This is a genomic window from Thermosipho affectus, from assembly GCF_001990485.1.
In the GTDB taxonomy this organism is placed as follows: domain Bacteria; phylum Thermotogota; class Thermotogae; order Thermotogales; family Fervidobacteriaceae; genus Thermosipho; species Thermosipho affectus.
Genome location: NZ_LBFC01000023.1, coordinates 14,794 through 27,994, shown reverse-complemented (window position 1 = coordinate 27,994; position 13,201 = coordinate 14,794). Strand labels below are relative to the sequence as shown.

The 13,201-nt window shown below is 31.9% G+C and carries 14 protein-coding genes and 1 tRNA gene; 9 read left to right on the top strand and 6 right to left on the bottom strand.

Annotated elements, in window-relative coordinates:
• The first annotated feature begins 19 nt into the window (after positions 1–19).
• Genes XJ44_RS08475 through XJ44_RS08465 form a run of 3 tightly spaced genes read left to right on the top strand, consistent with a single transcriptional unit; the run spans position 20 to position 1,759 of the window.
• Positions 20–220 (top strand): hypothetical protein, encoded by a 201-nt coding sequence (locus tag XJ44_RS08475; protein WP_077198720.1) that lies wholly within the window; start codon positions 20–22, stop codon positions 218–220.
• A gap of 9 nt (positions 221–229) precedes the next feature.
• A complete protein-coding gene (locus tag XJ44_RS08470; RefSeq protein ID WP_143609022.1) occupies positions 230–1,054 on the top strand; it encodes an ABC transporter permease in 825 nt (274 codons plus the stop codon).
• 9 nt (positions 1,055–1,063) lie between these two features.
• Positions 1,064–1,759, top strand: a complete 696-nt coding sequence (locus XJ44_RS08465; protein WP_077198719.1) for an ABC transporter ATP-binding protein — start codon at positions 1,064–1,066, stop codon at positions 1,757–1,759.
• 200 nt (positions 1,760–1,959) lie between these two features.
• Here XJ44_RS08465 and XJ44_RS08460 read toward each other — a convergent pair whose 3' ends face one another.
• The 6 genes from XJ44_RS08460 to XJ44_RS08435 are packed head-to-tail and all read right to left on the bottom strand — an operon-like array spanning position 1,960 to position 8,803.
• Positions 1,960–2,949 carry a TIGR01212 family radical SAM protein gene (locus XJ44_RS08460; protein WP_077198718.1) on the bottom strand — a complete coding sequence of 330 codons (990 nt, stop codon included), beginning with the start codon at positions 2,947–2,949 and terminating at the stop codon, positions 1,960–1,962.
• Positions 2,907–4,148, bottom strand: coding sequence for an amidohydrolase (locus XJ44_RS08455; protein ID WP_077198717.1), 1,242 nt, complete (start codon positions 4,146–4,148; stop codon positions 2,907–2,909). Before XJ44_RS08455 ends, XJ44_RS08460 begins: the two co-directional genes overlap by 43 nt.
• Positions 4,145–4,483 (bottom strand): ribosome silencing factor, encoded by a 339-nt coding sequence (gene rsfS, locus XJ44_RS08450; RefSeq protein WP_075666537.1) that lies wholly within the window; start codon positions 4,481–4,483, stop codon positions 4,145–4,147. The genes XJ44_RS08455 and rsfS overlap by 4 nt, the downstream gene beginning before the upstream one ends.
• A 5-nt stretch (positions 4,484–4,488) precedes the next feature.
• Positions 4,489–5,796 carry a bifunctional folylpolyglutamate synthase/dihydrofolate synthase gene (locus XJ44_RS08445; RefSeq protein WP_077198716.1) on the bottom strand — a complete coding sequence of 436 codons (1,308 nt, stop codon included), beginning with the start codon at positions 5,794–5,796 and terminating at the stop codon, positions 4,489–4,491.
• Between the two features lie 3 nt (positions 5,797–5,799).
• On the bottom strand, positions 5,800–8,394 hold the full coding sequence (locus XJ44_RS08440) for a valine--tRNA ligase (protein WP_077198715.1): 2,595 nt from the start codon (positions 8,392–8,394) through the stop codon (positions 5,800–5,802).
• A complete protein-coding gene (locus XJ44_RS08435; RefSeq protein WP_075666534.1) occupies positions 8,387–8,803 on the bottom strand; it encodes a GGDEF domain-containing protein in 417 nt (138 codons plus the stop codon). The genes XJ44_RS08440 and XJ44_RS08435 overlap by 8 nt, the downstream gene beginning before the upstream one ends.
• Before the next feature lie 120 nt (positions 8,804–8,923).
• Between XJ44_RS08435 and rsxC the strand changes: the two genes are divergently transcribed.
• The 6 genes from rsxC to XJ44_RS08405 all read left to right on the top strand — a co-directional run bounded on the left by rsxC (position 8,924) and on the right by XJ44_RS08405 (position 13,170).
• Positions 8,924–10,240 (top strand): electron transport complex subunit RsxC, encoded by a 1,317-nt coding sequence (gene rsxC / locus XJ44_RS08430; protein WP_077198714.1) that lies wholly within the window; start codon positions 8,924–8,926, stop codon positions 10,238–10,240.
• On the top strand, positions 10,240–11,196 hold the full coding sequence (locus tag XJ44_RS08425; protein ID WP_077198713.1) for an RnfABCDGE type electron transport complex subunit D: 957 nt from the start codon (positions 10,240–10,242) through the stop codon (positions 11,194–11,196). Before rsxC ends, XJ44_RS08425 begins: the two co-directional genes overlap by 1 nt.
• Positions 11,193–11,873: an RnfABCDGE type electron transport complex subunit G gene (locus tag XJ44_RS08420; RefSeq protein ID WP_077198712.1), complete on the top strand. Its 681-nt coding sequence runs from the start codon at positions 11,193–11,195 to the stop codon at positions 11,871–11,873. The genes XJ44_RS08425 and XJ44_RS08420 overlap by 4 nt, the downstream gene beginning before the upstream one ends.
• Entirely contained in the window at positions 11,863–12,477 is a 615-nt protein-coding gene (gene rsxE / locus XJ44_RS08415) for an electron transport complex subunit RsxE (protein WP_075666530.1), read from the top strand. The genes XJ44_RS08420 and rsxE overlap by 11 nt, the downstream gene beginning before the upstream one ends.
• On the top strand, positions 12,474–13,049 hold the full coding sequence (gene rsxA / locus XJ44_RS08410) for an electron transport complex subunit RsxA (protein ID WP_075666529.1): 576 nt from the start codon (positions 12,474–12,476) through the stop codon (positions 13,047–13,049). Before rsxE ends, rsxA begins: the two co-directional genes overlap by 4 nt.
• Positions 13,050–13,094: 45 nt before the next feature.
• Positions 13,095–13,170 (top strand) — tRNA-Gly (locus XJ44_RS08405).
• The last annotated feature ends 31 nt before the right edge of the window (positions 13,171–13,201 follow it).

Sequence of the window (13,201 nt, the reverse complement as noted above, 5' to 3'; positions counted from 1 at the left end):
TTTAAAAAGGGGGAAGAACATGGAATTTTTAAACAAGCCGGTTGTAAACGATAAAGTATATCTTTCCTTTTGTGATGGAGAAAGAGGACTTTGTGGAGATGTTAAAAATTGCGACGGTTGTGCAAACAAAGAAGCTTGTGTTGCCATTTGTAACGAAGGCTGTAAAAAAAGGCATTGGTGGGATTGGTTATTTCCTTGGCTTTATGAGGAAAATAAATAAGGTGAAAGAATGGAAAATTTTATAAAATTTGCAGTAAAATTATTTGGATTTATAAAACGGGATGTAATTATCTGGTTTTCGTACCGGACACAATTTATTTTGGGATTTTTAAGTGGATTTGTTGGAATAATACAATTTGGGCTCATAGGGAAATTTATAGCTGGTGGTAATTATTTTCCATTGATCGAAAAATATGGTGGAGACATTCTTGCATATTTTATAACTGGATCAGTATTCATGTCTTATACAAATCTTGCATTATCAACTTTCAAAGCGTCAATACAAAGAGAACAAAGAATGGGAACACTTGAATATTTCTTGCTTTCAGATACGCCATTTTGGCAACTTTTCACATTCAACTTTTTAAGTGGCTTTTTGTTTACAACTTTTAATATTTTATTTATATTTTCTGCACTTGTATGGTTATTTTCAGTAAAAATAAATCCAAATATTTTTGGATCTTTTTTGGTTTTGCTTGTTGTAATGCTTCCGCTTATAGGAATTGGACTAATTTCAGCTGCAATAATACTTATAACCAAAAGAGGTGATCCAGTGGGTTGGATATATTTTACACTCACAGGGCTTTTTTCAGGAATATACTATCCAGTAGAAATTATGCCGAAATTTATAAGAGGAATTTCGTATCTTCTTCCATCAACGTATGGTATGGATCTTTTAAGAAAAACTTTACTAAAGGGCTATAATGTAGTTCAAATAAGAACGGGATTACTTGTTATGGTAATAATGGGTTTGGTGTTAATACCATTTGGTGTTTGGTTATTTAAAGTATCATTTAATAAAGCAAGAAAGGAAGGGACTCTTGCGTGGTATTGAGGAGGGTTTATGCTTGAGGTAATTAATGTAAGTAAAAAATATAAAAATGGAACAATAGCACTACAAGATATAAACGTAACTGTTAGAAAAGGAGAAAAAATAGCACTTTTTGGAGAAAATGGAGCTGGAAAAACTACTTTGCTAAAAATAGTGGCAACATTTTTAATCCCAGATAACGGGAGTGTTTTGTTAGATGGTGTTGATTTACTTAAACATGAAAAATATGCCAGAAAAAATGTGTCAATATCAACAGGGGTTGAAAGGAGTTTTTATTATAGACTAAACGTTAGACAAAATTTAGAGTTTTTTGGAAGACTTAATGGTTTGTATGGGGAAAAATTGCAAATAGTCATAGATAAAGTTATTGAAGAAACAGATTTAAAAGATTTTGAAAAGGTAAAATATATGGAGTTATCCAAAGGTTTAAAAAGAAGACTGGATATAGCAAGGGCAATAATGAAAGATTCTGAAATATATATTTTTGATGAACCTACAGCCGGAGTTGATCTTAAAACTCGTCAAAGTATATACAATATTGTAGAAGAACTTATAGGAAAAGATAAAATAATTTTTTTTGCAACGCACGAAATTGAAGAATTAAAAAAAATGCACAAAATAATTGTCTTAAAAAAAGGAAGAAAGATTGGCGAAATAAATACTAATGATTACAACAAAATAGAAAAAATATTGTTAAATTACATTTGAATAAAAACTTGTAATTAATACAAATACGATATAAATTCAAAATAAATGAACTTTATTTTCTTAGAACAAGCTAAATTATCATTAGACCAAATTGAATGGCTGAGTTTAAATAATTTTACCTTTCTTAATGTCCTCCTTATTGGGAGTAAAAATCTTTTATGATTTTCAGCAATCTGGGTAAAATATTATTTTTTCAGTGGTTATAACTCCACATAAAAGTTCTTATGTAAATCATTTTGAATATTTTTAAATTTTTCAGTTTTTGGAGTATACCAGCTTAAAAAATTTTTTCCTTGATAGGTTTCTTTTTCGGCAAGCTTTCTTTCAATAAGGTTTATAATTTGGATTTTAGGTTTTTCCCAATTTCCAAATATTGTTCCTTTTCTAGGTGGATCTGCAACTAATCTATGTATAACGATCTTTGGAGAAAGATATTCTAAAAATCTAATAGTCCTTTCGACGTAATCTTCAAGAGAACCTATCTTTATCTTTCCTTCTTCAAACATTTTACCTAAAATAGTGTTTTTAACAATATAAAGTGAATGAATTTTTACACCATCAACTTCAAGTACAGATAATATTTTAGCAGTTTCAATAACATCGAGTATGTTATCATTGGGAAAATTCAATATCACATGTGAGACTAGTTCAAATCCCCTATTTTTAACCTTCATTGTTGCATTTATATACTCAGCAAGTGTATGTCCTCTGTTCATTTTTGTAAGAGTGTGATAGTTTGCTGTTTGAAGTCCCATTTCAATAGATACGTCTATCTTTTCTTTAAGTTCTTCAAGAAGATCGAGTATTTCATCAGAAATACAATCAGGTCTTGTTGAAATGGAAATTTGAACTATGTCTTTCTCTATAGCCTGATAATAAATATCTTTCAATTTTTCAATTGGAGCATAGGTGTTTGAGAAGTTTTGAAAGTAAGCTATAAACTTTTTTGCACCTTTGTTTATATATCTTTTTTTCATTTCATTTATTTGGGATTTTATATCAATATCTTTAATAGTTGTAAAACCGCTTCCTGTTTCATCACAAAATAGACAACCAAATTGTCCGTTTTCACGATTTGGGCAAGTAAATCCTGCATTTATAGGTAATCTATAGACTTTAGTTCCATATCTTTTTTTTAATTCAACACTTAATTTTCTGTACCTATAACCTTCTTGTAGGAATTCGAAAATTGTTTATAGACCTCCTTTTCATCAATTGTTGGGAATTTTCCATTGAAATATATAAATTTACCGTTAACCATTGTGGCAAATATACTGGTTTTTGAGTGGATTATATGTTTTTTCATATTATCAACAGGGAAAAAGCTTGGGTTATTTAAATTTATAATAGTAAAATCTGCAGGTTTTCCAATTCCAATTGTTCCTCCGTTTAAATTCAACGCTTTATATCCGTCGTATGTGATCATTTTAATTGCTTTGTCCACTGAAAGATTTTTTGGATTGTCTTTCTTTTGAAGAAGAGTTGCAAGTCTTGCTTCAAATAATATATCGATAGAGTTATTACTCGCAGGCCCGTCAGTTCCTAATGTAACGGGTAGATCATTATTGATAAATTTTGTGACAGGTGCAATTCCGTTCCCAAGTTTCAAATTACTTGATGGATTATGTGAAATATAGACGTTATAGTTCTTTAATAATTGAATGTCGTTGTCGTCTAAATGGATGCAATGTACAGCCAAAAGATGATTATTAGCAATACCTGTATCAAGGATTTCTTTTAGACTGTATTTTTCTCTTTCCCACTTGTTTTCAAAAAGATGTATGGTTATTGGAATATCTAATTCTTCTGAAATTTTTGAGATTTCTTTTAAAGCTGGTATAGAGCAAGTATAAGGGGCATGTGGCCCAAGACCTATAAATATTCTATTATCATATCCGTGCCATTTGTTGTATAACTTAAGGGATTCGTTTAGTCTAGTTTTTTCGATTTTGTCATTTTCTGATACTAATCCACGTGTTAACAAAGCCTTTATACCAAAATCGGCTACCGCTTGTGCCACTGCATCCTCGAAAATATACATATCACAAAAAGCAACTATACCATTTTGGGCCATTTCCATTAGTGAAATTAATGTAGAATAATATACCGTTTTGTAGTCCAGTTTTTCTTCTAATGGAATAATTGTTTTAAATAACCAATCATTAAATGATACATCTTCAGCTATTCCTCTAAAAATTGACATTGCCGCATGAGTGTGTGTATTTACAAGTCCGGGAATAATAAGTTTGTTCTTTAGCTCTATTATTTCATCATCTTCTTGTTGTAAATTGTGTTTTATCTCTACTATTATTCCATTTTCGACTTTTATATCTAATTTTTCTGGATTTTTTTCCCAGCTTTTTAATACATATGCGTTTTTTAGGATCATTCTTTACTCACCTTTATTCTTTTGGCGTCGATCCATAAGCCTTCTAAATCATAGAATTCTCTGGCATCATCTTTAAATATATGCACAACTATTTCATCTGCATCAATTATTAACCAATCATGATTTTCTTCCTTATCATAATATATAATCTCCATCCCGTTACCTTTGAGTAAATCCAGAATAGCTTCTTTTAAACTGTTCATATGTGTATTACTATTTGCAGTTAAAATTACAAAAAATTCAGTTGGAACATTTGTTTTTGACATGTCTAATATAACGGGATCTATTGCTTCTTTTTCAATCAATGTTTTCCAAATTAAATCAAGTATTTCCAAAAATGTCACCTCCTCATTAAATTTAATTCTTCATCTATATACCCATTTTCCAAATAACTTCTTATATAACCTACAAGATAAAAAGAACCAGTTACTACCTTTAATTCAGAACGGTACTTTTGAAGTTTTTCCAATGCTTTTAGAGGGTCTTTGACAAATTCAACCGAATTACAGTATTCTTTTGTTAGCAAGAACGTCTCTTCACAATTAACTGCCCTATGTGAAGGTGGGCAAGTAACTATTATATGATCAAATTTTTTTGATAATTTTTCTATTACTTTTCTCTTATCTTTGTCATCAAGGATGCCAAAAACCGCAACTTTCGATTTGTTTTTAAAGTATATATCCAGGTTCTCAACGAATTTTTCAGCAGCTTGCGGGTTGTGTGAACCATCTAGAAGAATATTTTTATAAAGTTCAAATCTTCCTGGGATAAAAGCTCTTTTGAAGGCATCATTTACCACATTTTCATTTAATGGATTAAATATCTCAAAGGCTTTGAGTGCAATTGCAGCGTTTATAGGTTGGTGAGTACCATTTAGTGATATTTTTATGTCCTTTATGTCTTTATCCCCGTAATAATTAATTGAATTTTCATTGAAACTCAATTTATTTATTTCAAAATTAAAATCTTTTCCCAATTCGTAAACTTTTGCACCTTTTTTATTTGCAATTTCATAAATAACTTCTTTTGCAGTATTTGGAATACTTCCAATAACAACAGGAGTATTCTCTTTTATTATTCCCGCCTTTTCAAAAGCTATTTTTTCTATTGAATTTCCTAAAATTTTTGTATGCTCTAAACTAACAGTTGTTATAACAGAAACTTTAGGAATAATAACGTTTGTTGCATCAAATCTTCCACCTAGTCCTACTTCAATTGTTGAAATTTCTACATTTTCGTTTTTGAATATCTCAAATGCAATAGCAGTTGCAAATTCAAAAAAGCTAGGAGAATAATCTATACCTTTTTTATCTAAGACTTCTGCTGCATTTTTAATTTTTTCAAAGGATTTTAGAAAAGTATTTTTACTTACTTTTTCTCCGTTAATTAAATACCTTTCCAAAATAGATGATAAATGGGGAGAAAAATATCCCCCCGTTTTAAATCCATGAAATCTAGATAAGTAATGCAAAAACGTTGTGGTACTCCCTTTTCCATTTGAACCAGTTACGTGAAAAGAAGAGAAAGTTTTTTCTGGATTGTTAAGTATATTTAAAAGTTCTTCTATTCTGTATAGACCTATCTTTATTTTACCAAATGGTCTGTTGAAATAAAGATATTTTAGCGCTTCTAAATAAGTCACAGTCATCCCTCACATTAGTGATTTTAGAATTTTTTTGATCTTTTCAATTTGCCCTTCGATATTCGAGAGTTTCTCCTTTGTTTCTTCTATTATTTCTTCTGGTGCTCCTTCCAGGAATTTTTTGTTGTTTAGTTTTTTTCTGAACTTCTCCGCATCCTTTTCTAGCTTTTCAATTTTCTTGGTTAATCTTTTTACTTCAGTATCAATATCTATCAAATTGCCAAGTTCTACAAATATTTCGTTTTCATTGTCGACATATGCACTTGCTGCTTTTTCAGGTTTCATGTTTGAATAACTTATATTTTCAACTTTTGCTAGAGTTTTTATGTAAAGTTCTTCCTCTTGATCAAATTTTATAGTTGAAACTATGTTTACTTTTTTGCTTTGAGGTATATTAATTTCTGCTTTAACGTTCCTTATACCTTTTATTATGTTCTTTAACAATTCAAATCTTTTTTCCGCAGTTTCATCTATTAAGTTATCATCAATTTTCGGCCATTCTGAAATAGTTATAGATTCACCATCAGTTGGTAATTTTTGCCACAATTCCTCCGTTATAAATGGCATGAATGGATGAAGAAGTTTTAAGCTATTATCTAATACTTTTACCAATATATTTTGAACAACTGTTTTGTCTTCAGAATTAAGTCGTGGTTTTGAAACTTCGATATACCAATCACAAAGTTCATCCCAGAAGAAATTGTATATTTCCCTTGCCGCAAGATTAAAATCATATGATTCAATTGCGCTGGTTACATTTTTAATTGTTTTTTGAAGTTTTGAAAGAATCCATCTGTCCGATAAGTTTAAATTATTCAATTCTTCTTTTTCGAAATCTTTTAAATTTAAAATCACAAATCTTGTTGCATTCCAAATTTTGTTTGCAAACTTTTTACTTGTTTCAATGTGTTTTAAATCTAGTTTTATATCTCTACCTTGCGCAGCAAGTAATGCAAGTGAAAATCTCATGGGGTCTGCTCCGTAATCTTCAATTACATCTAGTGGATCTATTCCATTACCAAGTGATTTACTCATTTTCCTTCCAAATTTATCACGTACTAGTTGATGTATGTAAACATCCGAGAACGGTTTTTCACCCATAAATTCATATCCCATCATGATCATTCTTGCTACCCAGAAGAATATAATATCAAATCCTGTAACTAATACATTGGTTGGATAAAATTCCTTTAAATCAGATGTTTCATCTGGCCAACCAAGGGTACTAAATGGCCAAAGTGCAGAGGAGAACCATGTATCAAGCACATCTTCTTCTTGACGTAAATTTGTGCTTCCACATTTTTCACAAACGTGTACTTCTTCTTCAGATACGTTTATATGGCCACAATCTTTACAATACCAAATTGGTATTCTGTGGCCCCACCAAAGTTGTCTACTTATACACCAATCTCTTATTTCATACATCCAATTCAAATACACTTTCTTCCATCTGTCTGGATAAAACTTTACTTCTCCATTTTCCACAGCTTCTATTGCTCTTTTGGCAAGTGGTTCCATTTTAACAAACCATTGATCCATTAGCATAGGTTCAATAACAGTGTCACATCTATAACAATGTCCTACGGAATGTTGTAATGTTTCAACTTTTACTAAATATCCTTCTTTTTCCAGGTCTTCGACAATCTTTTCCCTTGCTGTATCTCTGCCAAGACCTTGATATTTCCCCGCATTTTCATTCAGTGTTGTATCATCGTTAAATATGTTGATAAATTCGAGGTTATTTCTTTGGCCAATAAGATAATCATTTGGATCATGTGCAGGAGTTACTTTTAAAGCCCCTGTACCAAATTCTGGATCAACATATGGATCTGCAATTATTTTTAATTTTCTTCCTATAAGTGGTAAAATTACTTCTTTACCAACTAAGTGCTTATATCTTTCATCTGAAGGGGATACAGCAACAGCGGTATCTCCTAGCATGGTTTCTGGACGAGTGGTGGCTACAACTATTTCTCCAGTACCATCAGCAAATGGATACCTTATATAGTAAAGCTTACCTTCATGCTCTTTGTGTTCTACTTCTTCGTCAGATAAAACAGTTTTACACCTTGGACACCAGTTTACAATGTATTTTCCCCTGTATATTAATCCTTTTTTGTATAATGATACAAACACTTTCCTAACGGCTTTTGATAACCCTTCATCTAAAGTAAATCTTTCTCTAGACCAATCCACAGAAGCTCCAATGGCTTTTATTTGATCTTTTATGGTCTTTCTGTATGTATTTGCCCATTCCCAAACAATTTCTAAAAATTTTTCCCTGCCAAGCTCCTCTCTTTTCTTTCCTTCCTTTTCTAAATTTTTTTCTACAGCAGTTTGAGTTGCAATTCCCGCGTGATCTTCACCTGGTAGCCAGAGCGTTTTGTATCCATTCATTCTTTTAAATCTGACTAATATATCTTGTAATGTGATGTTTAAAGCGTGCCCCATGTGGATTTTACCCGTTATATTTGGCGGAGGAATTACAATAGAGTATTTTGGCCCATCTTTTTTAGGTGAAAAATATCCTTTTTCCAACCAAAAGCTGTACAATTTTTTTTCAATTTTATTTGGGGCGTATCTTGTGCCTATCTCATTATTCACTAGGAGCACCTCCTACAGCTTCGATTTTTATTTTTGTCTCTACTTTGATATTCTTATTTCCATAATTTAAGAGTAAATAATCTAGAGAATCTTTTATTCTATTTGCTATTTGTTTGGCAACTATTTCATTAATACCGTGTAAGATTAATACAAAGCTTTTTTCAGATGAACGACATACAAAATCTTTTGGTATTCTAACGCTGTGTTTTATTATCGATGCAATTCTTGCTATAACAAAGTTAATTTCATTGATATCAGTTGATTCAAATTCTAAATCTAAATATATTAGATAAAACAGTGTTTTTGATTCTTTGATTAGCGGATAGATATGGTTAAAAAAGTCTTTATTAGGTAATCTTGTAGTTTCATCAACCCAGTTTCCATTAAAAAGATTTAATAGGTATTCCATACTTTTTCCTCCCGTTTTTTTTAATTATATCATATAAAATTTGTTTGTGAAAACTAAAAAAACTGTGTTATAATCATTCTCGGTGATGGTATAAAAGTCTATTCTGGGAGGTGTGGTGTCTTGAAGTTATCAACCTTTTTGGGAGGTGTTCATCCTCCTGAAAATAAGCATTTATCAAAAGATTATCCAATTAAGAAAGCACCTCTACCTGAAAAGGTATTGGTTTTTATGCAGCAACATGCTGGAAGCCCCGCAAAATCAGTTGTAAACAAGGGTGATAAAGTTAAAACAGGGCAGGTTATTGGTGAACCAACGGGTTTTATATCCTCTTATGTCCATTCGCCTGTTACGGGTACTGTAGTTGATGTTAAAAAGGTTACAAATGTTATTTTTGGAAAAGCGGTAGAAGTAGTGGAAATTCAAAGAGAGGGAGAAGATGAGTGGGAGTTACTACCACATGGTAATTATGAGGATTTTTCAAACGAGGAGTTAGTTGAGATTATAAAGAAAGCTGGAATTGTAGGGCTTGGTGGTGCCATGTTTCCAACTTATGTTAAATTAATGCCTCCAAAAGACAAGAAGATAGATTATCTTGTTATAAATGGTGCAGAATGTGAACCTTATCTTACAATTGATCATAGGATGATGTTAGAAAGACAAGAAGATATTTTGATTGGAATTGAGATAGTGAAAAAAATATTGGGAATAAAAAATGTGGCAATTGGCATTGAAGATAATAAGATGGATGTAATAAATTTACTTCAAAATAAATGGAAAGGAAAAATTAATGTTATTCCATTAAAAACAAAATATCCTCAAGGTGCAGAAAAACAACTTATCTACGCAACTACTGGTAGGAAAGTACCCCGTGGAAAACTTCCAATGGATGTAGGGGTTGTAGTGTTGAACGTAAGTACTTTATATGCGATAAAAGAAGCGGTAATAGATGGGAAACCTTTAGTCGAAAGAGGATTAACTGTTACCGGCGAAGCAGTTAATAAACCAGGAAATTGGTGGGTTAGGATAGGCACTCCTATTTCTTGGGTAATCGAAAACCTTGGAGGAGGTTTTAAAGAAAATGTTGAAAATGTAAAAGTACTAATGGGTGGACCAATGATGGGAATCCCTATAAACAATATTGATACGCCTTTGGTAAAAGGTAACAATGGTATTACAACTTTAATACCTAAAGAACAAAAAAGCACATTTTGCATAAGATGTTCATATTGTGTTAATGTTTGTCCAATGGGATTGCAACCTTATTTACTTGATTTATTAGGAAAGAAAAAAAGATATGATGAAGCAGTCGAAATTGGTTTGTTAGATTGTATTGAATGTGGTTCTTGTACATATATCTGTCCTGCAAAAATAGAACATGTAAAAACGATCAAATTGGCCAAAAAAGTATACAAGGCCCTGAGAGGGGGGAAAAAATAATGAAGTTAATAACTGGAAATGCACCACATGTAAGAGCAAATGACACTACTTCAAAAGTTATGACGGATGTTATTATAGCATTAATTCCTGCCATTATTGGAGCGTGGTACTTTTTTGGTGGTTATGCACTATTTTTAATCTTACTTGGGGCAGTTACTGGTGAATTGTTTGAATTGTTTATAATGAGAGTGCTTAGAAATGATAAAAGTTTTACTCCAAATGGAAGTGCAGCCATAACGGGAATTTTACTTGCAATGAATGTAAGTTCTGCAACTCCTTGGTGGGTGTTTTTGATAGGATTAGCTTTTGCATTAGGGATTGCCAAACATGCATTTGGCGGGCTTGGAATGAATATTTTTAATCCAGCACTTGCTGGAAGGGCGTTTTTGCTTGTTTCATTTCCCGTGGCAATGACTACTTGGTACAAACCTGTGCTTTCTTTTACAAAATGGATTGATGTGCAAACATCAGCAACTCCACTTGCAATTTTAAAAGAAACTGGAAATGTTAATGTGGGTTATTGGGATTTGTTTATTGGAAATCGTGGAGGTTCAATTGGTGAAACAAGTGTCTTACTACTTTTGGTTGGATTTATATATCTTGTGATAAGAAAGAGAATAAAGATTATGATCCCAATTTCGTATATTTCTACAGTTTTTGTTATGTCTAGTGTATTTTATTTTGTAAATCCTTCTTTTGGAACTCCTTTATTTCATATTTTAAGTGGTGGGTTAATGCTTGGTGCTTTGTTTATGGCTACAGATATGGTTACAAGTCCCATGACAATCAAAGGCCAGGCAATTTTTGGAGTTGGTATTGGTGTTATGACATTACTTATAAGGTACTTTGCGGGATATCCAGAAGGAGTTTCACTTTCTATTTTATTAATGAATGCTTTTGTTCCGTTAATTGATAAATATACGATGCCACGAATATTTGGTGAGGTGGAATCATGAAAGAAATGTTTAAAACGGGAATAATTTTAATGGTTTATACACTGGTTGCAGGGTTAATACTAGGATATGTCTATGTTTATACGCAAGATGCAATAAAAATTGCAGAATTAAAAAATACTATTGATGCGGTAAAATTTGTTTTGACAGAAGATGGAAAATTAATTGTAGATGAAAATAAAATAAAAGATGCTGTTGTATCCGCTTCAAATAACCCAGAAGAAGAATTGTTCAAGGCAGAAACAAGTGTTGTTGTTTCTCCTGTTTTTAAGTTTAGAACAAATAAAGGAAATGTTTACGTTTTAAAAGGATACGGAATAGGATATGGTGGTAAAGTAATTTCAGTTGCTTCATTTTTAGTAAAAGAAAATAGGATAGATTTAATGGCAATAAAGGTAATAGATTATTCACAGGAAACACCGGGATTAGGTGCAAAGATAGCAGAAGAAGTTTCGCAAAAGAGGTTTTATCCAATACCATACGAGGGTTTGAAAAATGGTGTAAAAGTTGATAAAGATGCGGGTAAAAGTAATCTCTCACCTGAAGATGCAAAAAAGATAGGAATAGTAAAAATTAGTGATGTTATGACTGGGGCAACTATTACTCCACGAGCTGTAGCAGCAACTTTGAACGCTATGTTTGAGTATTTGCAAAAGGAGGTGCTAAGAAATGGCCAGTAGAACTTGGAAGGAATTTTCTAAAGGATTTGTTGTTGAAAATCCCACATTTGTACAAGCTTTAGGCATGTGTCCTACTCTTGCAACTACTACAAGTGCAAAAAATGGACTTGGAATGGGAATAGCTGCTACTGTAGTTCTAGTTTTATCCAATATAGTCATTTCTCTTCTTAGAAAGGCAGTGCCCGAAAAGATTAGAATACCTATTTTTATAACTATAATAGCATCATTTGTGACAATGGTTGATTTGTTGATGCACGCATATGTATATGATCTTTGGAAAACATTGGGGCTTTTTATTCCATTAATAGTTGTTAATTGTTTGATAATGGGAAGAGCTGAAGCTTTTGCATCAAAAAATAATGTTTGGTATTCATTAATTGATGGTTTGGGAATGGGTTTGGGTTTTACTGCAAGTTTAACTTTATTAGGTGCTATAAGAGAATTATTGGGAAATGGTACGATATTCGATATAAAAATTTGGGGTAAAGCGTTTAATGTGTTTATAATGATACTTCCCCCTGGTGCATATTTAACATTGGGATTATTAGCAGCTTTATTTGCCTTTATTGGCATGAAAAGAAAAGAAAGGGGGAAGGTTAAATGAAGGTATTTTTAATTTTACTTTCTGCAATGCTTGTTAATAATTATGTTTTTATAAGATTTTTGGGTATATGTCCGTTTTTAGGTGTTTCTAAAAAAATGGATACAGCATTTGGAATGGGGCTTGCTGCCACCTTTGTGCTTGTTATGTCATCAACGATTTCTTGGTTTTTGGATAGATTGTTAATAAGTTTGGGACTTGAATTTTTGAGAACAATTGTTTTTATTCTTGTAATAGCATCATTTGTACAATTTGTTGAGTTATTTTTGAAGAAAAATAATCCAAATTTATATGATGCTTTGGGAATTTTTCTTCCTCTTATCACTACAAATTGTATAATTCTTGGTGTAGCGCTTATTAACAGTATGAGTAATTACAACTTACTTGAAGCAATATTCAATGCACTGGGAGCAGGTTTGGGATTTTTGCTTGCGTTAATTGTTTTTAGCGCAATAAGGGAAAAGCTTGAGTTATACGATGTTCCAAAACCCTTTGAAGGATTACCTTTGGCTTTAATAACTGCTTCACTCTTATCTCTGGCTTTTATGGGATTCCAAGGTATGATAAAAATATGAACTTGAAAACTTTATCATCCTTTGATATAATATTTATTGAGATTAGCGGGTGTAGCTCAGTTGGTAGAGCATCAGCTTCCCAAGCTGAGGGTCGCGGGTTCGAATCCCGTCGCCCGCTCCAGGGCCATATGTGCCCTTTTTTTTTAATTTAA

Excerpts from the sequence above, each read along its gene's own strand:
- rsxE (WP_075666530.1), top strand. The coding sequence starts at position 11,863 with ATGGCCAGTAGAACTTGGAAGGAATTTTCTAAAGGATTTGTTGTTGAA.
- XJ44_RS08445 (WP_077198716.1), bottom strand. The coding sequence starts at position 5,796 with ATGACTGTGACTTATTTAGAAGCGCTAAAATATCTTTATTTCAACAGA.
- XJ44_RS08420 (WP_077198712.1), top strand. The coding sequence starts at position 11,193 with ATGAAAGAAATGTTTAAAACGGGAATAATTTTAATGGTTTATACACTG.
- XJ44_RS08455 (WP_077198717.1), bottom strand. The coding sequence starts at position 4,148 with ATGATCCTAAAAAACGCATATGTATTAAAAAGCTGGGAAAAAAATCCA.
- XJ44_RS08435 (WP_075666534.1), bottom strand. The coding sequence starts at position 8,803 with ATGGAATACCTATTAAATCTTTTTAATGGAAACTGGGTTGATGAAACT.
- XJ44_RS08425 (WP_077198713.1), top strand. The coding sequence starts at position 10,240 with ATGAAGTTAATAACTGGAAATGCACCACATGTAAGAGCAAATGACACT.
- XJ44_RS08475 (WP_077198720.1), top strand. The coding sequence starts at position 20 with ATGGAATTTTTAAACAAGCCGGTTGTAAACGATAAAGTATATCTTTCC.
- XJ44_RS08470 (WP_143609022.1), top strand. The coding sequence starts at position 230 with ATGGAAAATTTTATAAAATTTGCAGTAAAATTATTTGGATTTATAAAA.
- rsxA (WP_075666529.1), top strand. The coding sequence starts at position 12,474 with ATGAAGGTATTTTTAATTTTACTTTCTGCAATGCTTGTTAATAATTAT.
- XJ44_RS08465 (WP_077198719.1), top strand. The coding sequence starts at position 1,064 with ATGCTTGAGGTAATTAATGTAAGTAAAAAATATAAAAATGGAACAATA.